Source organism: Atribacteraceae bacterium, from assembly GCA_035477455.1.
Lineage (GTDB): Bacteria > Atribacterota > Atribacteria > Atribacterales > Atribacteraceae > DATIKP01.
This window is the reverse complement of sequence record DATIKP010000039.1, coordinates 1-21,186: the sequence shown is the minus strand read 5'-3', so window position 1 is coordinate 21,186 and position 21,186 is coordinate 1. Positions and strand designations below refer to the sequence as shown.

The window sequence follows — 21,186 nt, the reverse complement described above, 5'->3', positions numbered from 1 at the left end:
CCTTGTTGGAACTTGCATTATCGCTGGATGAGCGTTACTTGCTCATCCCCGGAACGGACAAGTTGCCGTCCCTTTGGTTGTGGGTATCGCTCATTCGGTATGTTTGGGCTATCACCTCCTAAAAAAGTGCCGGGGTTGCCTCGTCTCATCTGCCCCGAGAAACTTATACACTGGTAATTATCGGCCAAACGAGCGGAAACTTTAGTGGGAGAAAGGGGGTTTTAGAAAAATTTTCCAGAGAGCTTTCTCCAAAGGCCACCTCCTTTCGAACCCGGCCGGACTCAGACGCCCCGACTCCGAGGGTAGTCACCAACGGTCACAGAGCGAAGTTCCAACCCAATATGACCACCCCATAGATACAACCACGCATAGCGATATCGTACCCAACCGGCAGCCCCCTCCCCTCCGGTCATCCTCCTGCGGGAATCAACTACCCCGGGGAACGGCTGATCGTCTGCTTCAACCCCCTCCTGGTCGAAGACCGCACCCGCCCCCGGGAGGTCTTGTTCGGGGCCACTAAAGCCTGCCTCCGCGGAGGGAAGGTGGGCAAACACTTCATGCTGAGTATCGCCGATCAGGCGCTCCTGGATCCACCGCGAGTTCGTAGATCTAAACCCGCCGCTTGTGTATTGCCTGTCTTCGTGTTACATTGCTGAAGGCCAGAGGCGGGTTCACGCAAAGACGCATTCCCATTTGGATATTGCAACGCAGAAAGGAGTTCTTAGATGAATACTTACAAGGTCGGTGTAATCCCAGGAGACGGAACCGGACCAGAGGTAGTCCGCGAAGGATTGAGAGTACTGGAGGCGGTAGCTGGCAAATATGGATTCGCTTACGAGACGGTGGCCTATCCATTCGGGGGCGAATACTACCAAAAAACCGGGGAAACCCTTCCCGATTCGGTGATCGACGAATTTCGCTCTCTCGACGCGATTTATCTGGGAGCCATCGGTCATCCCGAGGTCAAGCCGGGTATTCTCGAACAGGGGATTTTGTTGCGTACTCGTTTTGCTCTTGATCAATACATCAACCTTCGACCAGTCAAGCTCTACCCGAATGTCTGGACCCCGATAAAAGACAAAGGCCCGGAAGAGATCGACTTTGTGGTGGTCCGGGAAAACACCGAGGGACTCTATGTCGGCTCGGGCGGATTTCTGAGGAAGGGAACTTCCCAGGAGGTCGCCATTCAGGAGTCGGTGAATACCAGGCACGGCGTGGAGCGCTGCCTGCGCTATGCCTTCGAATATACCCGGAAGCGGAACCAGGAGAAAAAGTTGACCCTGTGCGGCAAGACCAACGTCCTCACCTATGCCTTCGACCTGTGGGAGCGGACCTTTCATGAAGTGGCCAAAGACTACCCGGAGGTCACAACCGATTACGCCCATGTCGACGCAACCACCATGTGGATGGTGAAAAACCCGGAATGGTTTGATGTAATCGTCACCGACAACATGTTCGGAGACATCATCACCGACCTCGGAGCGATGATCCAGGGCGGCATGGGTATCGCCGCCGGTGGAAATATTAATCCCGCCGGGGTGTCGATGTTCGAACCAATCGGTGGATCGGCTCCCAAGTATACTGGCCTGAATATCATCAACCCGCTGGCGGCCATTGGAGCGCTGCAGATGATGCTGGACGTGATCGGTGAAAAGAAAGCGGCGGGAGCCGTGGAGAGGGCGATGGTTGCCGCGCTCTCCACCGGCCGGATTAAAAGTATGAGTGCGGGAAAGATGGGATTATCCACCTCTGAGGTCGGCGATCTGGTCACCAGGCTTTTGGACTGAGGAAGCAAGGATGGCGGAGGGTAAAGAGGCTTTTCTGAGTCAATACAGAGAGGCGTTAATGCATTTTAATCAAGCTGGGTGCCGCCCTCTTGGGCAGGAGGGACTCCAGAAGGAGGGGTCGCTTCGATCGGGGCACCGCCCTCTTGGGCAGGAGTCCCACCGGAGGAGATACCCGGTTCCGTAACGATCGAGCCCTGACCAATTGAGAGAGAAGGTTGGTTGCGGGCGTCACTGATGAAGCTTTGCATTTCCATTTCCACCAGGTTCAGGTTCCCAAAACGGCCAAGCGCCGCCTCCAACGCTTCGGCGGTCCTTCGCGGGTCGACCCCTTCCCGCCGAGCGCGCTCGATCAGCTTGGTGATGCGCCGCAAATCCCGGGGACTCGGGTTTCTCCGGGCCACCTCGCGGGTGAGGCTAGCGGCCTGCTGAGGGGAGGCGCCCATCTCCAAAAATGTAGACAGGGAGTCTACCATAAGGTGGATCCAATCACCATCCCGGGCGATCGTCTCCCGGAGGGCTTCCAAAACAGCTTCCGGCGGGACGGCGTGTTCGAGAGAAAGGGCCAAGTTGATAAGCAGTCCTTCATCACCTTCGAATGCCGGGTCGATTTCACTGAGAATGGCCCGCGCTTCCGAAATAGAGCTTTTCCGGCTTTCCAAGGTCAGGACGATATTGTAGGGCAAGACCTTCTTGCGCAGTCCTTCCCGGAGCTTCCGTAAAACCGGTTCGGTGGGAAGCCCTAATGAGTCCATTTCCCGGACAATCTCATTGACCCGGATGAGGAGGTAGGCGCGGTCTTCTTCACTGTATGATGAAGCGTCTTCGATCAAGCCCTCGATTGTCTCTCCGGCAAAGGCAGGGACAATGCAAAAACAAAGGATGAACAGAACAATGGCAAACGCTTTCATTCCACAGGATTATAATTCAAAAGTCCGTTAACCACCAAAACGGAATTGAACCCCCCAAAACCGTCGGCCACCTTACGGGATGACAGGGGATCGGGAATCCACAAAGAACCGTCCACAACAAAGGCATACTGGTACCTTCCCGGTCTAACCTGTAGGGTGACTTTCCAGTAATCTCCCGATTTTCGGTCCATTTGGATGGAATCCCAGTCGCTGAAATCACCAGCCACCGCCACCGTTCGGGGACTCTGTGAAGAGGGGTAAAATACCAGCTCCACCTTATGATAACCAACCGTTTGAGTTACTTCTATCTGCGGCAGCAGGGGAAGGTCGGTAAGAAACACCAAGCCCAGGAACGCAGCGGCCAGGGAAATGACCACCCATTTTTTGATGTCGGAAAAGACCACTGCTCCAGCTCGCCGATTTCCCAGGACCGTCATCACCCGAGAGGAAAAATCGGGGGGAACTTCTTTCTTCGGTAGCTGTTCCAAAAATTTTATGAGCTTCTCTTCTCTGTGATTCATGATCATCGCCTCACCCTCTTATACGTAAAAAACCCGCGCCGGTTTCAGTCCAAATACCTCTGAAGATCGTCCTGTAGTCGCTTCCGAGCCCGGTAAATATAGGTTTTTACCGTCCCAATCGGTAATCCGGTGACCGCGGCGATTTCTTCATACGACAAATTTTCTATGTGGCGCAGAACGATGATCTCCCGGAACTTGAGCGGCAGTCGCTCGATCGCCCGCTCGATTTCCAAACGGAGTTCCTGATTGAGTACATCACCATCGGGATCCTGGAAAGAGGCCTGTTCGATAAAGTCTTCCAGCTCGGATTCCTCTTCCTCTCCAACCGGATTTTGCAGAGAGAAAAACACCAGCCTTTTTTTACGGAAGGAATCACGGCAGACATTGAGGGCGATTCGGTAGATCCACGTGGTAAATTCGTAGGTGTTATTGTATTTCCTCAGTTTCGAGAAGACCCGGACAAAAGTTTCTTGGGCAAGGTCCTCGGCCTCCTGCTTCTGTTTGACCATGCGGTAGATATAGTTGAAAATGGCTTTCTCGTAACGGTGAATCAATAAGCAAAAAAGCTCCGCGTTCCCGTTCAACACTTCATTGACTATATCCCGGTCGTTTCTCTCCGTCATGTCAGATGGCTTGTTATTAGAGACGCGACGCTATAGGACGTTGGCCCTTAGCCAATCGATCCGAAATCGGGCACTGTTGACAAGCGAGGTCCCGTCAGCCCACAAGGCCCTGGGGTAGTTGACAATTATACCGACATACACGTCATGGGCTTCCTGGAACCGGCCCATTCTCTCTAGGCTTAGGCCCTTGTGAAAAAGAGCGGCCGGAGCGATGAGAATCCCGTTATACCAAGTCCCGTTCGGATAATTGATGACCGTCTTTTCAAAAGCGATCAGGGCTTCCGGGAATTTTCTGTTCTGGAAATGGGATGCTCCTTCAAAGTACTGGGCATCGTCAGACAGATCGGTTGCCGGGTATAATGCAACATACAGGGCGAATTGGCGGGCTGCTTCCTGATGCTGGTTCATACGGTAATAGCAGTGCCCCAATGCATAGGTCGCCTTACGGCCTACCTCCCCTCCCAATCCTATCGTCAGTTCATAAATCTGGGCGGCTTCGAAAAAGAATCCCAGAATGTAATACGCGTCAGCCATTTCGAAATAGGCGGTGGGCACCAGCGGGCTGTGGGGGTAATTGTCCACCAAATAACGGTATTGAACGATCGCCGCCCCAAAGTTCCCCAAGCCTTCGCCATAGCTCTTGGCTAAAAGATAGCGGGCGTCATCAGCAAAAAGATTTTCCGGATAAAAGGCCGACATCTCAGAAAGCGCATCCACTGCTTTCTGGTATTCTCCCAGATAGTACCACGATGCACCTTGAATAAAAAAAATATCGCCGGTTCGGGAGCCGGCTGGATATTCGGTTAAAAACTGCTCGGACTCGAAAATAGCCCGTTCATATAGTCCGCCCTCGTAAAGGATAAAAATATACTCGGCCAGGCTTTGTTCATTACGCAAGGCCAGGAAAATCCTGCCTTCCGGATTGACCAGGCTGGTTCTGCCCTTTTCGACTCGCACTCGGCTGAAGTTGCCGGTGAAGCCGGTCCGGGAAAAAAAGAGGTAACGCTCTCCGACGGGCACCCGGTCAAGAAAAAAGTCCCCCTCCGGTCCGGTGGTCGTACTTACTCCTTGGGCTTCCACCAGCACACCGGAAAGAGGTTCGAAATCACTCCAGACTTCACCGGACACCGAGCCGGTCTCCCGTACGCCGATCCCACCGCATCCGGAGAGAAAGGTCAGGCACATAAGGGTCAAGGTGATGCCGGTCAGCGTAATCCACAAACGAGCGCTGAATGCCATCTCAATCCCCCAATCTTCTGAGCTCTCTTGCCGCCCGATCATAAAGATCCGTATCCCGAGGAAGACTGTCGGTGATCATGCGTAGCTCTTCCCGGGCCAGGTCCTTCTCGTTGAGCTCAAGGTATACCAGGGCCAGGTAATACCGGACCTCCCAATAGGTCGGATCCTTTTCCAAGGCCTGGTGAAAAACGGTCACCGCCTTTTGTAACTCATTCATTTTATAATAAATGTAACCAAGATGCAGCAGGTAAAAGGAATTTTCTGGTGAGATCTCCAGAGCGCGAAGAATAGCCATTTCCGCCTCTTCCCACTCCCGGATACCTGGGGCCTTACTCCTCAATCCATGGACATAAGCGAGTCGGAACCAACTCCAATCGTCATCCGGCGAGGACGCGAGGTGTTCCTGGAAGGCTTCGACAATCCGGGGCGACAGGCGAAGCGCCTGGCGCATGACCCGGTAACTCGATCCTTTTTCCAGCAGGATCATGCCCATTTCCCAGTAAGCATCATGTACGCGGATCCCCGCCTCCACTGAACGCTCGAACAGCCGATAGGCCTCGTCGAATTCACCTCGGGACCGAGCCTCCATCGCCTGCCGATATAGATCATTTTCGGTCGCCATGACCATACCCGTATGTTGGGCGACCACAAGTACCAAGAGAATACCGATCATCCATCCACGCTGTCGGTATAGAGTCTGCTTCATAAGCCTCCTCACTTCCGGTCTACGGTCACAAACAGAATTAAGCCCAAGACCCCGAACAAGATATCCGGCAACCAAGCGGCCAGCCATGGTTCCATCACCCCGCCCCTCCCCAGCGAACGGGTTATCGATAACAGCATGTTGTAGACAAAGGCCATGAGCACGGTAACGATCACTCCCAGGGCTTTGGGGTCGCGGGTACGCTGGATGCCCAAAGGCATGCCGAACAACAGAAACACAAAGGCTGAAAAAGGGATAGCCATCTTAAGATAATAGGCCACCTCGTAATTTTCGGTGGCCGCTCCGGCCTGCCGGAGAATATCGATCTGGCGGCTGAGATCCCGGCTGGACAGTTCCTCCGGGGACCGTTGCCGGGTGAAAAAGTCTTTCAATTCTTCCCGCATGTCAATGACCATTTCCGAAAATTCGATCTCCTGGATGAGATGACCAAGTTCATTATACCGGTGCGTGACTCCCTCCCGAAGAATCCAGTGTTCATCCTGCCACAGTCCGGTTTGAGCCAGAATGACGTCCGGGTAATCGTGCCGGGTCCCGAGTTCGTAAATAATGATGTTACGCAACTCCCAGCTTTCGTTATCGATTTCGCCGACATAAAAATAACGGTTGTCGGCATCCCGGAAAAAAACGTTCTGCTCGATACGGGGAGGTCCTTCCTTATAAACAAATTCCCGGATCAATACCTGGGCGCGGTGATTGGCCTCCGGTACCACGAAATCATTGATGGCATACGCACCGAGGCTTACGAATAGGCCGAAAATCAGGAAGGGCTGCAGAAAACGCTTCAGGCTGACCCCTCCGGCTTCGATGGCGACCAATTCCGACTCCCGGCACAGCCTGCTGAGGGTCAATTGGGAAGCAAGCAAGCCGGAAATAGGAAACGTCATCACCATGTGCGCGGGAATATAAAGCAGGAGGATTTCCAGGACAATTAAAAGGGGCACCCGTTTGTTCACGAAGAAATCGGCCAATTCGAAAATGGTCTGGACCAACATGACAATGGTGACCGCTCCCACCCAGGTGAACATGCCGATCGTGCTCTCTTTCATAAGATACCGGTCCATGACTCTAAACATAGAAAAACCCTCCAAATTGGCCAATCAAAGGGGGGAGGAGCCTGTGGACCAGGAGAGCGTCCTTTGAGAAGAGCATTCGGGTTTCCACTTTACCCCTTCAAGCTGCAAGATAAATTCATATATACGAATCCCGATCAACGGGTTCCTCGCCTTACCCTCCACCCCTATCTTCGTCATCATTCGGAGCGTGGCTCAATCGAGTCGACGTGGACCAGGAGGGATGAACAAGCCATCTCTCGGAACGGTTCCTTGGGGCGTAAGGAGAGAAAAACTCCGATCGGTATTATAACAGTTTTCCCGGGAACATCATAACGGCATAATGGTCTGAGATGTCGCAAAAAAACCAGACCCCGGACGCGCGCGTCCGGGGTCTGGTTTTGACCGGTCAACCGCTTCGCTTGGTTGTATCTTCCATTATTAGTTAAATAAGGGATATGCCCGGATTTATTCCCGGCATCCGTATTTTTCTTTTAAAAGATCATATACTTCTCGTTCTATTTCTTCCAGAAGCTTGATCCGGGGAAGATATTTCCCCCCCCCAAACGGGGTGTTCAAAAAGATGTCCACCAGTTCGCAAGCGACTTCGACCTCGGTGGTCCGGGAGCCAAGCGCCAGGACGTTAGCGTCGTTATGCTTCCGGGCCATCTCGGCGGTGAACCGGTTGAAACAGAGTAGGGCCCGGATTCCGGGGTAACGGTTCGCGGCCACCGAGATACCTCCCCCGGTTCCACATATGAGAACTCCTCGCTCCGCTTCCCCGCGAAGCACTTTTTGAGCGACCAGCCGGGCGATGGCGGCGGTCGCGACCGGCGGCTCCGAGGCCTGTGTCCCAACATCGATCACCCGGTGAGGACCCGTTTCGAGCTTGCGCTTGATCGTATCTTTCAGTTCAAAGCCGGCATGGTCTGAACCCAGGGCAATGATCATGTGCCTTCTTCCTTCCTCAGCGTTTTTCCGAATTGCGCCCGCCGGCTACCTTCAACGTCTGTAGACTCAGCGCTCCATGGTCATCAAGGTGTCCTGTAAGTCTCTCAGTTTGGCAGCGAAGGATTCCCGGCTGACCTCTACACCTTGTCGGGTGATCATCCCGCCTTTTTTAACCGGAACGAAAACCCGGGCCCCGGCCGACAGACCAATGGGTAAGGCATCCAAGGACTTTGCCTCTTGGCAGGAGTAGATTTTTCCGAAAACGTCAAAACCCCCGATTCCGTCGATGACCATACCCGGCTCCAGGTCCCGCTTGGCCATCGCAGCGACTTCTGAATGAACCCGTGTCGTGTTGATAGTTGGTTCACCGGCAATCACCGCACGGGCTATCGAAATGGGCGTCTCGAAACTACACAGATGATAAGGACGGAACAGGGTATAATAGGGACCCTCTCCCATTGAATAAAACCCGAGGTCCCGGCGCAAATGTCCAGAGGGGGTAGTGAACACCACGAAGACTCCGGGGGCTACTTTTCCCGTAGAATAGTCTACCACAAAGTCATGCCCGAACAAACCACCCTCAGACCGAGGGATATAGTGGTAGGAGAGGTTAACCAGGTCCACCGGCGCTCCGTGCATGCCGGGGATATCGGGGAGCGCACCGGTGGCGTTGGACACTTCGGCCATCTCCACCATGGTCTTGGTTCCGTCCACGAAGGCGCATAGCATCTTGGGATTTACGCAGATAGGGAGAGGAACCGTGGAGCATGATATCATAGTGTCAGTGGAGCACTGAAATGAGAGAAGGCTGAAAAATGCGACTACTCCTGATCATCGCTATCATGGTCATTCTCTTGGCCGTCCTTCTTGTGATCACCCTGCGGTCGATAACCGTGACCTCTCGGCTCCGACCGGAATCGAGAACATTAGCCGGGATCACTGCAAGCCGGCTGGGACACTGGTGATGTCGAACGGCGGCTTGCTCCCTTTGCAGGTTACCAAAGGCCGCATCGATCTTCTTTTGGCTGAGGACGGGATCAGGATCTCCCAATCCGAATTTGCCGATATCTGGCTTTTCCCCGGACAGAAGCGGTATGTCTCCTTCACGCACAGAATCGAATGGGATCCCGTTTCTTGGATGGTCAAGGGCCTGATTGCCGGTAGCCAGGGTCGACTCGTCGTCGAGGGAAGGAAACACTTTGACCTCAGACCGATTCCTGCCGGCCCCTTGCGCATGGGAGGTAGCACCCTGATCGACTCGGCCGGACGACGCCTTCGGGAATTGGGGGATCGAAATGGTCCATAACAAAACCGGGGACGAAAAAACCAAACCGCCTCTGTCAACAGCTGGCAGAAGGGCATAGAAATCGAAGAGTGGCAGGATGCAGGGTCTTGGGAAAAAGTCTTTGGCAAAGAGTATAATAAGAAGGATGGGATCTATCGATGAAGACAGGGGGCTAAAACCATGAACAATGTTGTCCTGGGTCAAAGCGGTCTTTTGGTATCGGAGTTGTCCTTGGGTGCCATGACCTTTGGGCGGGAAACCGATGAGGCAACCTCGCTGGCCATGCTCAACCGGTATATAGATGCCGGCGGCAATTTTATCGATACCGCTAACGTCTACGCCAATGGACGGTCTGAAGAAATCCTGGGCCGGGCGTTGGTCGGACGGCGGGAAGAGGTGGTGCTGGCCAGCAAGGTCTATTTCCGGACGGAGCCGGGACCCTACGGAGCCGATGTTTCCCGTAAGGCTATTTTCAGAGCGCTCACAAGCAGCCTCAAGCGTCTGCAGACCGACTATATCGACCTCTACCAGGTCCACTGCTGGAGCAATACCGTTCCCCTCGACGAAATTATGGAAACCCTTGACTCGCTTGTGCAGCGGGGGATGGTCCGCTACCTGGGGTGTTCCAATTATGCCGGTTGGCAAATCGCCCAAGCTTCCGCCGTTGCCGGGTGCGGGGGGTGGTCGAGGTTTGTCTCCGCTCAAATGCAGTACAGCTTAGTGGAGAGGAATATCGAGTACGAAGTGGTGCCGGCCTGTCATGCCTGTGGCCTGAGCGTCATGGCCTGGGGGCCGCTGGGCGGCGGGTTTCTCAGTGGTAAATACCGAGCCGGAGAGCGGCCGGCGGAAGGCCGGCTTCCCGGCCAGCGCAAGGAATACGAAGATTCCTGGGAGCGCCGGGCAACGGAAAAGAACTTCAAAATCCTTGCCCTCCTTGAGGCAGCCGCAAAAAAATATGGAAAGACCGTCTCACAAACTGCCCTGAACTGGTTGCTCACCCGCCCAGGAACGATTCCCATTTTGGGGGTCCGGACTCCACAACAATTGGAAGATAACTTAGGATGCACCGGCTGGACCCTCGCGGACGACGATCTGAAACTACTTGACCGGGCAAGCCTGCCACCCGAACTCTATCCTTATCGCTTCATCGACTGGGCTAACCACCTCATCACAGAATAGTTGCCCAGTCAGCGCGGCTGACAGCGTCAGGGAGGAAGGTCCATTATCACTGTTCACCATTCTTTTTTCCGAGGAGTCTTCCGGGGAGAGCCGCGCCGAAGACTCCGGCTGTTTGTTCAGTGGGCGGCTGACCTGAAAGGCTCCGCCCACTGAACTCCCGAAAGTCTATATCGTAAATTTTTCCAGGTCTCCTTTCAAGGCTTCGGCCTGCTTGACCGTGTCGGCGACGCTTTTCTCTGTCTCCTGGAACGCCGCATGTTGTTCCTGGGAAGCCGCCGCCACCTCCTCCGCTCCGGAGGCGTTTTCTTCCGAAATGGATGCCACGGTGTTCAGACTTCCAAAAACCGACTCGGTAGATTCGACAACCGACCGGGTCTGTGCGTACGCCTGACGGGATATTTCCGTAACTTCGCCGACCAGTTCGGCAATCCGTTGGGACGATGCTTCTACCCGGGAGAAGGAGATGGTAATTTTTTCGGCTTCGTCGGCCACCACCCGGTTGGCCTGGAACACATCCCCAAAGGCTTCCCGGGCTTTTTCCACCGCCCCGGCTCCCGTTTCGACCTTTTCCCGGCTCTTTCCCATGGATTTGACTGTCTTCCCCGCTTCGGATTGAATCTCACCGATCAGCCCCGAGATGCGCTGGGCGGCCTGGGCGGATTCTTCGGCCAATTTACGCACCTCCTGGGCGACCACCGCAAAGCCCCGTCCCGCCTCGCCGGCCCGGGCCGCTTCGATGGCCGCGTTCAGGGCCAGAAGGTTGGTTTCATCGGCAATGCCGGTAATGAGGTCGGTGATGTTGCCGATCTCCCGGGAGCTCTTCCCCAGCTTTTCAACCACCTCGCCTACAGAAAGAACTGATTCCCGGATATCCCCCATGGCCACGACTACGTCCTTCAGGGTTTCCTGCCCCAGGGTAGTCGCCCGAAAAGCCGAAGAGGCCGCCTCTTTTACGCTCGCCATGTTTTCACCGGTCAAGCCGATGTTTTCTCGGACTTCCTTCACTTCCTCAAGAGAGCGGGAGGCTTTTTCCGACTGGTCCATGAGCCGGTGGGCCATCTCCCGGATCCCGTTCAGGAGCGACTCCATGTTTCGGGAAATTTCGGTCAGGCTTTTACTCTGCTCATCAGATCCCTGGGCGACCTGCGAAACTGTCTGGGCGATCTGGTCTTGCGATTGGGCGATCTCTTGTGATGTGCGGTGTAGATTATGCATGGAATTGATGATCCGCTCCGACGAATCGGCCACTTCCCTGAGAAATTCGCGCAAAGTACGCGACGCTCGATTCAGAGAGGTGAAAAGAGTGCCCATTTCATCGGAACGCTTTTCCTCTATCTCTTGGCTGAGATCGCCATGCTCCAACACCTGGGCAAACGCGACGCTTTGCCGGATCGGTCGGACAATGCTCCGGGAAAGAATAACCCCCAGGGTCACGGCCAAAAGCAAAACGACGGCGGTCACCAGGTACAGGATCCGGGAAAGCCGTGACTCGAGCATTGCGAGGTCGGCGACGGTTTCTTCGAAGTTCACGAATACCACCCGGTTCATCTCTTCCATCGAATCCGAAAGCCGTTGTCCGATCTCCCGCGTTTCGTGAATCGCCCTTTGTGTCTGGCTGTCCAACGGCGCGAGAAGTCCTTCATGGCGGATGATATCCCGCCACATGTCCCGAAAGGGCAGCCAGCGATCTTCGATCACGCTTTGGGCCATCGTCGCGTCGTAGGCAACCAAAAACTCTTCTTCCAGAAACCCCCCCAGAGCGGTAAATGCCGCGTCTATCTGTTTACGGATTTGCGCCTTCTTTTCCGGATCGGCCGCGACGAGATAATTCATTCGTCCCTGGTTGATGGTGTTGATCTCCTTGAGCCAGGGATCCAAGCGCAACCGATTCAACGACCCTTTCAGAGCGCGATAGCTTCGGTTAAACTCCATGAAGGTCTCACCAGGGTCCTCGCCCGCCCGGATGATCGCCACGGTCCGCGACCAGGCTTCTTGAAAGATATCCGTTTTCGCTAAAATATCGTCCTTGCTGGCCTGGGATATCAGCGTAGACCGCTCCACGTCCTGTTCGAAGCTCGCGAAATACGCATCGATCCCCGCCGCGAGCCGCTGGTCTCGGGCTCCGCCCGCCGTGTAGCGAAAAAGTAGAAAGAAGACCTCGTCGATCGGATTGGTCAGTCTGACGACGGTGTCGCCCACCAAGCTGATAAAGCTTTCCACAATGCGCGATGGCTCGTCCATCGCCAGGGAGGTCTCGCTGATCGTCCGGCGGATTTGCAGTCGCTCTCTCCAGAGGTCTTGAATTACCCGGGTATTCGACCGGTGCCTGATATCTAACATCCTCAGTGCCTGGAGGTTGGCCTGCAAGGGGCTTTCCTGGGGTATCGCTTCCAAGGGAAAGGGAAAGGCCTCCTCGTCCCATGCCTGAGCATAAGGCGACTCCTGAAATTCCACCGATTCACTCCCTAGGCGCAGGGCCTCCATATAAGCCATAAATCTCTGTTCCAGCCGATCGAACTCCCCGCTCATCCGGTCGAGCGCCGCATCGTTTTCCTCCCACAGAAAGGCATTCATCAGAGCATTCAGATCAAACAACACGTCTTTCATGCGAGACGTAGTGAAAAACATGGGAGTTTGTTTCCGAACCTCTTCCAGAGAGCCTCTCACCTGGAAAAAGGCAAAAATCGCGACACTGCCGATACCCGCCGCCAGGATCGCCAGCAACATAAAACCAAGAGAAATCTTCGCCGAAATCCTCAAACCCGGTATCCTCCCTTCTCGAATTGACCTATTTGGGTTCTATGGTCCCCTATGAAAGGAAGATGAATTTTCTTGCCAATAATTGCCCTGCCGCCTCGCCTCCCAAAACTAACTCACCGGTTCATTTCGACAATGATCTCTTTCCGGGAATGGGCGACCCAGGGCAGGCGGCGGAGGCGCCAAGCCAGAAGGGCAGCGCACAGGGCTTTCAAGATATCCGGGCCGATAAAGGGCCAAAAACCGATCGAGAAAACCCGCGCTATTCCCGTATCGACTCCCATAATAAAGTTGAGAACCAGCCAGAGATAGATTAGGCCGGGGAGATAGAGGAGTCCCATGGCCACCCCTGAGAGCAGGCACAGACGGGTGAACGTCCTCCGGCGGGACCGTTGCACCATGAAAGCCAATAGGGGGGCAGACCACAGGAAACCGAGGAGAAAGCCGAACGTCGGCTGCAGAACATACATGGGGCCTCCGAAAGGAGGTGCGGCAAAAACCGGAAAACCAACCAGTCCCAGGGCCAGATAAAGGCTGGTGCCGGTAAGGGCCTCGTCCGGTTCGAGCAACAAGCCTCCTAATATGATTACCAAGGGAACGAGACTAAAAGGTACAATACCGGAAGACACGCGGAAAAACAGCGCCGTGGCTGCAATCAAGGCGGCAAACAGCGCGCTTCTTACCATTTTTCTTCTGTTTCTGATCATGGGGAACCCCCTTACGTTAACTTGATATTACAGCTAAGTTAACATATTGGGTTGTTCCTGTCAATCACCAGGGAGCCTTCCCCCCACCTTATCCGTTCGATTTCACCTCCGACCTGGAGAAGCAGGTCTCCTCCGTCTCCGACGCCGATCGCGACTCCCCGTTTACACTCTTTACCGGAGCGGATATCGACTACACGGTCCAGCCAGGCCATGCGCTCGAGGTAGGCACCTTTCTGAGCCGCAAACGATCCCGCTGTCGTCCACTGGTCGATGTGGCGGGAAAATTCCTCCAGAAAACCTCTCAGGAGTTCTGCCCGGTTCAGCGATTTTCCGGTCACTTCCTGAAGAGAGGTCGATCGGGGAGCCAGTTCCTGTGACCAATCTTCTATAGAGTAGTTCACATTGATACCCACACCCACCACGACCCACTCGATCTGATCTGGTTCCATCGACGACTCAAGCAAAATTCCCGCCACCTTTTTCCCCCCGAGCAGGAGATCGTTCGGCCACTTGAGCATCGGACGGAGGTTCTGTTTTTCCAGGCTCCTGGCCAGAGCCAGGGCGGTAACCAAAGAAAGAGACGGCAGGCGTTCGGGGGCTACTTGGGGCCGGAGCAGGATAGAAAAAAGCAGACTTTTTCCGGGTCGGGAGAACCAGGAGCGGCTTAAGCGGCCCCGCCCCCGCCCTTGTTGATCGGCGATAACCAAGGTGCCGGCTCCGGCTCCTTCCTGGGCAAGACGCTTGGCTAGGGTGCTGGTCGAATCAATCGTTTCCCGGTACACAATCGAGAGGTTTGGGAACCGCTCCCCGAGGAGCCATGCCAGGTAAGATGGCCAGAGAAGGTCCGGTCTCCCCTCCAAGCAGTATCCTTTCCGGGAGGCTTGTATCGCCAAGCCGTGTCCCTTGAGTCGTTGAATCGCCTTCCACACCGCGACCCGGCTGACGCCCATCCTCCCGGCAATCTCCTCTCCGGAAACAAAACCAGGGCTTGTTTCGGCCAGGAGGGGAAGAATCCGGTCAGCCAGATCCTTCCCGTTTTCCCATCTCATCGGATCGTTGGGCATGGACTATCGCTCTTGATCCACGGACGGCGGTGAACTGTGGTGGTTTGCCTCTCCAATCTCCAGTCGGAATCTTCAGGGTCAAAAATCATTGAATTTTCAAATTTTGAATTTTCCCAGGCTGTCTTCCAGTCTCTTGGCCATCCGGTTGATTTCCTCGATGTTCCTACGAATTTCCTGGAGCGCGGCGTTTTGCTCTTCAGAACCAGCGGCCACTTCTTCGCTCAAAGCGGCGTTCTCCTCCGAAATGGAAGCTACGCTTGCCAGGGTAACGGAAATATCTTCCGAGAGGCTTGCCGCTTCATTGGCCGAATCGTGGGACGAGCGGGAGATACCCACCATCCCCTGTAAGGTGTCCACCACCTGCTGCGAGGCTTTTTCGATGGTCTTAAAGGAGCGCGCGATCTGACTGACTTCTTCGTTGACCCGTTGACCAAGCTGGGTGATCGTCTCAAAGGAGCGGCCCGCTTCTGCGACGGCTCCTACCCCTTGAGAAACCCGCCCGGTGCTCTCTTCCATGGAGCCGACCGCCAGCCGGGCCTCTTTTTGGATGTCGCCGATCAGCCCCGAGATGCGCTGGGCGGCCTGGGCGGATTCTTCGGCCAATTTACGCACCTCCTGGGCGACCACCGCAAAGCCCCGTCCCGCCTCGCCGGCCCGAGCCGCTTCGATGGCCGCGTTCAGGGCCAGAAGGTTGGTTTCATCGGCAATGCCGGTAATGAGGTCGGTGATGTTGCCGATCTCCCGGGAGCTCTCGCCCAACCGGCCGATAATCTGGGACACGTGGACCACGCTTTTCTGGATGCCGTGCATGGCCGATGAAACGGCAGTCAACCGTTCCTGTCCCTGCCTGGTGCTCTCGGCCGACTCTTGGGTACGGGTACGGGCTTCATCAAGATTCCTGGCCGTTTCGTTTATACTCCGGGATATCGTTTCGACCTGGGAAAAGGCCTCCCCAAAGCACTCAACCTGTTCGACGAGCTGTCCGGAAACCCGTCGAACCGCTTCGACCAGTTCGCCCATCTTTTCAGATACCTCGCTCAGATTACGACTTTGATCTTCCGAGCCCTGTGAGACCTGGGAAACGGTCTGAGCAATCTGCTCTCCGGTCTGGGCCACTTCATTGCCGAAGGTGGCCAAGTCAGTGACTTTTTCCTGAATAAAGCGGGCCGAGGTGGCTACTTCACTCATGAAGGAACGAAGGGAGGTGGAGGCGGTATTCAGTGATTCCAGAAGGTGGCCGGTTTCGTCCTTTTTTCGGTTTTCCACTCGGCCGGTGAGGTCTCCGGAGGCCAGGGTGCCAGCAAACTCCATTCCCTTGCGGAGAGGGCGGACAATGGAGGAGGCCAGAAGCAATCCGAGGACTACGGCGATGACCAACCCCGCGGCAGTCGTCCCATAAAGAACCCGTTGCAGGGATTGTTCGGTGGCGTGGATGCTTCCGACTGCTGATCGGAACTCGCCACTGATCACGCGGTTGAACTCGTCGAGGGAATGCGAGAAATCCGCCTGGAGTGAATGCATGCGCTCCAGAGCCTGATTTTGTTCGTTTTCGAGCGCCTCCAGCCGGTCGCTGGTTTCGACCACATCCGACCAAAGCAGTGCATATTCCTGCCAGTTTTTTTCATAGATATGATTAGCCATCCGTTCTTCATAGCTTTTCAGGAATTCCCCACCCAAGAATTCGCCAAGCGCACTGAAGATACTGTCGTGGGCCTGGCGAAAGGTTTCTTTCTCATCGTCCGGAGCGATGATATAGTTTTTTCGGGCGATATTCATCGCCCCGATTTGGGTGATCCATTCATTGAGGCTCAGTTTACTGAGTTCGCGCCCCAGCCGGTTGATTTCGGAGACGGTGTCCCGGAACGTCTGCAGAATCTCCGCCTCGAAATCGGATCCCGGGAGTTCTTCTGAGCGGACAATCACTTCCACAAGGCGTTCCCGGTGTTCGCGGATCGAAGCCATCCGTTCGATTAAAAGGTCCTTGGTCGCGCGTGAAAAAACTATATTGCCCTCGATTCCCGACTCCAACATGTTAAGCGATCCATCAACCGGCCCCAATTGGTTGCCTATTCGGTTCCTGGTCAGCGCATATTGGGCAAGCAGATCGCGGGTCTGGCCGATCGATACGTTGTTCTGTGCAATGGCTGTTTCCAGCGAGAGCATGAATCTCTCCAGGGAGGCCACCGGATCATCCAGGGCCAGGCTCTTCCGGGCGAGTTCTTCATTACCGATAAGTCGCTCCCGGTGTGTGTTGATCAACTGTGCCGTGAGTGCGCGGTAATTTTCCCGAAGCTGGGACAGCTCCCGCACGCGTTCACTCGTCTCTGAACCCTCCGTAATCCGAGAGATGGGAAGTTGAAGTCCTTCTTTTTCCCATGCTGTCCGAAATTGCCCCTTCTCTTTAAAAGCAGGGCTGTCCGTTCCGGATAGCAATGCCTCTTCGTACATCTCTACGGTGTTCATTAAGAAAGAAAAATCCTCTTCCAGGGCGGCCAGGCGGGAGGGATCCCGCTCGGCAAGGTAGCGGGTCACAACCTGGAAGCTCTGAGCCAACCGCTCTTTCATGCGAAAGGATGAAAACAACCATGGAATGGTTTCCTCCATGCGCGAGATGTTCCTTACTATCTGGGAAAAAGCGAAGATGCCGATTCCGCCAGCCAGGGCAACCAGGGCAGCGACAACGATAAAGCCGGTAAGCAGCTTTGAACGAATGGTCATGGCCTATCTTCTCCTCCCGAAAGTAGACTTCTCTGGCCTTCTTCTCCAAGCCCACATTGTCTAACTTGCTATTTCTCGGACAGGCTCTCCGGAAAGCGGACGGAATATTTATTTTAGTATTATCGTCCGCATCCCGGAAATCTTTAGACTTGGGTTTGGGTGTTTTCAGGGTTTGCGGTTTTTTTGGAAAGCCGCTCCCGACCCGCGGGCTCTCCGGCGCCGCCGGTGTCACCAGAAGACGTCTGCTTGCCGTTTTTTTTCAAAATGAAAAAAAGGGTCAGGCCACCGATAAGTAGGGTGAAATAATAGGTACTTAATCGCCAGAAAAGGACGAACACGCCCAGCCTCTCGGCTCCTGCAAAGCGCAGGAAAGCCGAGGCGATGGAGAATTCCACAGCACCACTGGCTCCTGGGGAGGGGGTCAGGGCAAAGACATAAAAGAGCGGGATCTGAGATTCCACCACCGCCAGGTAGGAAGGTTGAGCCCCCAGCGAGAGGAGCACCAGTTGGGCCACGGAAAAAGACATCAAGCTCTGGACCAGGTAGCAGCCCAGATTCCAGATCAGGTATTGGGGTTTTTGTAAAATAAATATTTTAAAGCCGCGGCGGAAGTCTCCCATAAAATCGTTGATCCATTTCCAAACCACATCTTCATTGAACTTGATCCGGCGAAGCCGACGGCGAACAACGCGCATACCCCAGTTGATCAGACGGTAGAGCGTCTTCGGGTAAAGAAGCAGATAGAAGAGCATCAAAAGAAGGGCCGAATAAAAAACGGCGAAGAAATATAATAGGTCAAGCAAAAATCCTCGCAATGTGAAACCGATCCGAAAGACGCCCATCATAACGATAAACAGCAGTAGGGGGCTGAACTGAAAGAGAATTCCGGTGATGACCACAAAACTGCCGGCCTCTCCCCAGGTCAGCCCGGAGCGGGCCAACACAAACGCCTGTACCGGGCTCCCGCCGGTAGAAAAGGGAGTGATCGCGGACACGAAGTGCCCGGAAAGCACCGCTCCCACGGCGTCCCGAAAGCGAAGGCGTTTTTTCCAAGCCCTGGCGCTCAGGAAAACCCGCGTCCCATCCAAAAGCCACTTCCCTACCATCGTGATGAGCCCGACGAAAAACCAGGCCGGACGAAAAACGGAGAGGTCGACCACAATCCCCCGTTGAGCAAAAAAGAAAAAGATCAGGGCGACGCTGGCCAGGCTGATCGCAACGGACGCGAGAACCTGCCGGATGATTTTCTTCCGTTCAAAACGCTTCTGTCCGTACAGGGTTCTCGAGAGGATGCCTTCTTCTGATTCGGACCCTCCGGCTACAGACTTTTCCGGCGGTCCGTTTGGCTCTTGATTCTTAAGGGTGCTCATTCTTTAGCCTCTCTGATTCAACAAGAATATTTTGCTCTCTTCCGGCATGTCTTTCGGGCGGCCACCGAACGGGTCCGCCCGGTCCTTAGAGCCTGACTAGTATAATCGGGATCCAGGCGAAGACCGCCATGGTTAGGAAGGAGGCGACTTTCAAGGCCCACAGGGCCTCGTCGATGCGCATTGGCGTCAGCTCACGCCGTGGTTCTCCCATAAACGGCCTATCCTCCCGCTTTCCCTGGTAATAGTTGCTCCCTCCCAGCCGAACCCCCAACGCTCCGGCCAGAGCCGCTTCCGGCCAGCCGGCGTTCGGACTGGGGTGGCGGCGGGCATCCCGCCAGGCCGATTCGATCGCCTCCCGCCCGAAGGCTCCCAAGACAGAGGCCGCCAGCGCGACAAACAAAACAGACAGGCGAGCCGGGATAAAGCTCGCGACGTCATCAACCCGGGCGGAGGCAAATCCGAAAAAATAATATCGATAATCTTTATGGCCGAGCACGGAATCCAGCGTATTGATCGTTTTATATACCAGTCCGCCCAGGGCCCCAAAAATCGCTATATAGAAAAGCGGGGCAACAAAGCCATCGCTGAAATTCTCGGCCAATGACTCCAGCGTGCCTCGCACCATCTCTCGTTCAGAGAGGTGAGCGGTGTCCCGTCCCACCAGGTGCCGGAGCTTCCGCCGTGCCGCAGCAAGGTCGCCCCCCTCAAGAGAGCGCTTGACCTCACGGCCCCTTCGCGATAACGTGTAAAAAGCCAGAAAGTGGAAAATAAAATAGATTTCCAGGGCCCAAAAAAGACCCGGATGAACCCCCCGCAGAAAGCGGGCGAGAAAGTAGTAGCCGGTCCCCAGCCCTCCGACGGTAAGAAACACTACGATAAAACCGAAAACAAACTCCTTTTTGAAGTTACGGACCTTTGGAAAGAAAATCCGCTCCAAGGCATCAATCAGCCGGCCGATCCAGGCCACCGGATGCCATCGGTCCGGCGGATCTCCTAGGACCTGGTCCAGGAAAAATCCGGCCAGCAACCTCAAAAGGGCGGGCATGTTGGGACCTCGGAGTTTTCCAGGGAGACGACCTGGGTAAAAAGCGGGCCATGGCGGAGGTTCAACCGTACCCCCGGATCAAGCAGCAGATGAAATGTCGTCTGAAACGACATCCCGGTCAGGTGCGCGAGAAGACAGCGGATTGTCCCGGCATGGGTCACCACCAGATACCTTCCGTCCTCCCGGGAAGTGATTTCTTCCCAGAAACAGCTAATCCGGTTTTGCATTTGGACAAAGCTTTCCCCGCCGGGGGGAGTAAACAAAAACGGTTCCGCTTTCCAGCGCTCTATCTCTTCAGGAAATCGTTTCCCGATGTCTTCCCAAGCGACCCCTTCCCAGTCTCCGAAAGAGCGTTCTCTGATGTCTTCGTGGACTTCGAAGCTTGAACCCTCCGGGAAGAGCAGGCGGAACGTTTCCAACGCTCGGCTCAGGGGGCTGACAAAAATTCCTTGAAATCGCCGATCCGAGAACAACGGACGGAGGAGGGCGATGCGTTCCCGCCCCCGCCTTGAGAGGGGAACATCGCTCCAGCCGGAAAAATATCCCTTCTCCGTAGCTTCGGTATCTCCATGACGCAATAACGTTATCTCTTTCATCGACTCAAATCCTCGCATTCTTCAGTCTTACTTGTCTTCGAGCATCGTTCCCGTTAATCTCGAAGTCATTCACGCTCTTTGCAGGAAAAGAAACAGGAATTCCGCCCATTCGACTCCGGCCCCGAGCCCGTCGCCGTTTACTCCCTCAAGGGTACGCACCAACGCTCGCCCAAACAGGTAGATCATAATAAAGATAACCGCCGTTTTCAAAAGAGTCCGGCCGCCCTGCGCCAGACTGAAGCCGGCAACGATCGCCACCCATAGTAAGCCATACCAAGCGGGAATCCGGCCGCTGATCTCCTTTCCCATCCCTTTTCCCCCCAAAGGAAGGGGGGGGAACAAGATCCCCATATATAAGGCTGCCGTCCGCCCCAGAACCGGAGCCAGCACCAGCGGAAAAGAGGTCGCTAAGCCGAAAACGAAAACGAGTTTTCCTGCGAGGAGAACAAACACCGCAACGACTCCGAACGTCCCTAGGCGGGAGTCTGCGAGAATCGACCGCCGTTGTTCCGGGGTCCAGCCTCCAAACAGAGCGTCGGCGATATCCGCCGCCCCGTCCAGATGAAGCGCCCGGGTGAGCCCGATCCAAACCAGGACCACCGTCAGTGCGGCAATCATCCGGTCGCCGGTTGCCGCCAGAACAAATCGCCAGGCACCCAAATT

20 protein-coding genes are annotated in these 21,186 nt (G+C 55.1%); 4 read left to right on the top strand and 16 right to left on the bottom strand.

Annotated features, from left to right (window positions below; all coding sequences use genetic code 11):
- Window positions 1-725 precede the first annotated feature (725 nt).
- Entirely contained in the window at window positions 726-1,787 is a 1,062-nt protein-coding gene (locus VLH40_02170; GenBank protein HSV30816.1) for a 3-isopropylmalate dehydrogenase, read from the top strand.
- Between the two features lie 65 nt (window positions 1,788-1,852).
- On the opposite strand, the gene VLH40_02165 is transcribed toward VLH40_02170, so the two are convergent.
- The 8 genes from VLH40_02165 to VLH40_02130 form a co-directional block, all read right to left on the bottom strand.
- Window positions 1,853-2,695, bottom strand: coding sequence for a hypothetical protein (locus tag VLH40_02165; protein ID HSV30815.1), 843 nt, complete (start codon window positions 2,693-2,695; stop codon window positions 1,853-1,855).
- Complete coding sequence (locus VLH40_02160) at window positions 2,692-3,222, bottom strand: glycogen-binding domain-containing protein (protein ID HSV30814.1); 531 nt, start codon at window positions 3,220-3,222, stop codon at window positions 2,692-2,694. Before VLH40_02160 ends, VLH40_02165 begins: the two co-directional genes overlap by 4 nt.
- Before the next feature lie 38 nt (window positions 3,223-3,260).
- The gene (locus tag VLH40_02155) at window positions 3,261-3,839 is read right to left on the bottom strand and encodes a sigma-70 family RNA polymerase sigma factor (GenBank protein ID HSV30813.1); all 579 of its coding nucleotides are present in this window, start codon (window positions 3,837-3,839) and stop codon (window positions 3,261-3,263) included.
- Between the two features lie 30 nt (window positions 3,840-3,869).
- Window positions 3,870-5,078: a tetratricopeptide repeat protein gene (locus VLH40_02150; GenBank protein ID HSV30812.1), complete on the bottom strand. Its 1,209-nt coding sequence runs from the start codon at window positions 5,076-5,078 to the stop codon at window positions 3,870-3,872.
- A 1-nt stretch (window position 5,079) separates the two neighbouring features.
- The gene (locus VLH40_02145; GenBank protein ID HSV30811.1) at window positions 5,080-5,784 is read right to left on the bottom strand and encodes a tetratricopeptide repeat protein; all 705 of its coding nucleotides are present in this window, start codon (window positions 5,782-5,784) and stop codon (window positions 5,080-5,082) included.
- An 8-nt stretch (window positions 5,785-5,792) separates the two neighbouring features.
- Complete coding sequence (locus VLH40_02140) at window positions 5,793-6,875, bottom strand: LptF/LptG family permease (protein HSV30810.1); 1,083 nt, start codon at window positions 6,873-6,875, stop codon at window positions 5,793-5,795.
- A 444-nt stretch (window positions 6,876-7,319) separates the two neighbouring features.
- Entirely contained in the window at window positions 7,320-7,802 is a 483-nt protein-coding gene (gene rpiB / locus VLH40_02135) for a ribose 5-phosphate isomerase B (GenBank protein ID HSV30809.1), read from the bottom strand.
- Between the two features lie 66 nt (window positions 7,803-7,868).
- Window positions 7,869-8,531, bottom strand: coding sequence for a hypothetical protein (locus VLH40_02130; protein HSV30808.1), 663 nt, complete (start codon window positions 8,529-8,531; stop codon window positions 7,869-7,871).
- 86 nt (window positions 8,532-8,617) lie between these two features.
- Here VLH40_02130 and VLH40_02125 point away from each other — a divergent pair, with 86 nt between their 5' ends.
- The 3 genes from VLH40_02125 (at window position 8,618) to VLH40_02115 (ending at window position 10,266) form a co-directional block, all read left to right on the top strand.
- Complete coding sequence (locus tag VLH40_02125; protein ID HSV30807.1) at window positions 8,618-8,767, top strand: hypothetical protein; 150 nt, start codon at window positions 8,618-8,620, stop codon at window positions 8,765-8,767.
- Entirely contained in the window at window positions 8,764-9,108 is a 345-nt protein-coding gene (locus VLH40_02120; GenBank protein HSV30806.1) for a hypothetical protein, read from the top strand. Before VLH40_02125 ends, VLH40_02120 begins: the two co-directional genes overlap by 4 nt.
- 159 nt (window positions 9,109-9,267) lie before the next feature.
- The gene (locus VLH40_02115; protein ID HSV30805.1) at window positions 9,268-10,266 is read left to right on the top strand and encodes an aldo/keto reductase; all 999 of its coding nucleotides are present in this window, start codon (window positions 9,268-9,270) and stop codon (window positions 10,264-10,266) included.
- 165 nt (window positions 10,267-10,431) lie between these two features.
- Here the strand turns inward: VLH40_02115 and VLH40_02110 are convergent, their stop codons facing one another.
- The 8 genes from VLH40_02110 to VLH40_02075 all read right to left on the bottom strand — a co-directional run.
- Window positions 10,432-13,026: a methyl-accepting chemotaxis protein gene (locus VLH40_02110; GenBank protein ID HSV30804.1), complete on the bottom strand. Its 2,595-nt coding sequence runs from the start codon at window positions 13,024-13,026 to the stop codon at window positions 10,432-10,434.
- 113 nt (window positions 13,027-13,139) lie between these two features.
- Entirely contained in the window at window positions 13,140-13,730 is a 591-nt protein-coding gene (locus VLH40_02105) for a biotin transporter BioY (GenBank protein ID HSV30803.1), read from the bottom strand.
- A 38-nt stretch (window positions 13,731-13,768) separates the two neighbouring features.
- Window positions 13,769-14,794, bottom strand: coding sequence for a biotin--[acetyl-CoA-carboxylase] ligase (locus VLH40_02100; protein ID HSV30802.1), 1,026 nt, complete (start codon window positions 14,792-14,794; stop codon window positions 13,769-13,771).
- Window positions 14,795-14,890: 96 nt separating this feature from the next.
- Window positions 14,891-17,512 (bottom strand): methyl-accepting chemotaxis protein, encoded by a 2,622-nt coding sequence (locus VLH40_02095; GenBank protein ID HSV30801.1) that lies wholly within the window; start codon window positions 17,510-17,512, stop codon window positions 14,891-14,893.
- Window positions 17,513-17,655: 143 nt separating this feature from the next.
- Window positions 17,656-18,882, bottom strand: a complete 1,227-nt coding sequence (locus tag VLH40_02090; GenBank protein ID HSV30800.1) for a lysylphosphatidylglycerol synthase transmembrane domain-containing protein — start codon at window positions 18,880-18,882, stop codon at window positions 17,656-17,658.
- Window positions 18,883-18,967: 85 nt separating this feature from the next.
- The gene (gene cbiB / locus VLH40_02085) at window positions 18,968-19,927 is read right to left on the bottom strand and encodes an adenosylcobinamide-phosphate synthase CbiB (protein ID HSV30799.1); all 960 of its coding nucleotides are present in this window, start codon (window positions 19,925-19,927) and stop codon (window positions 18,968-18,970) included.
- On the bottom strand, window positions 19,912-20,523 hold the full coding sequence (locus VLH40_02080) for a histidine phosphatase family protein (GenBank protein HSV30798.1): 612 nt from the start codon (window positions 20,521-20,523) through the stop codon (window positions 19,912-19,914). Before VLH40_02080 ends, cbiB begins: the two co-directional genes overlap by 16 nt.
- A 69-nt stretch (window positions 20,524-20,592) precedes the next feature.
- A partial coding sequence (locus tag VLH40_02075; GenBank protein HSV30797.1) for an adenosylcobinamide-GDP ribazoletransferase occupies window positions 20,593-21,186 on the bottom strand: 594 nt, incomplete at its 5' end.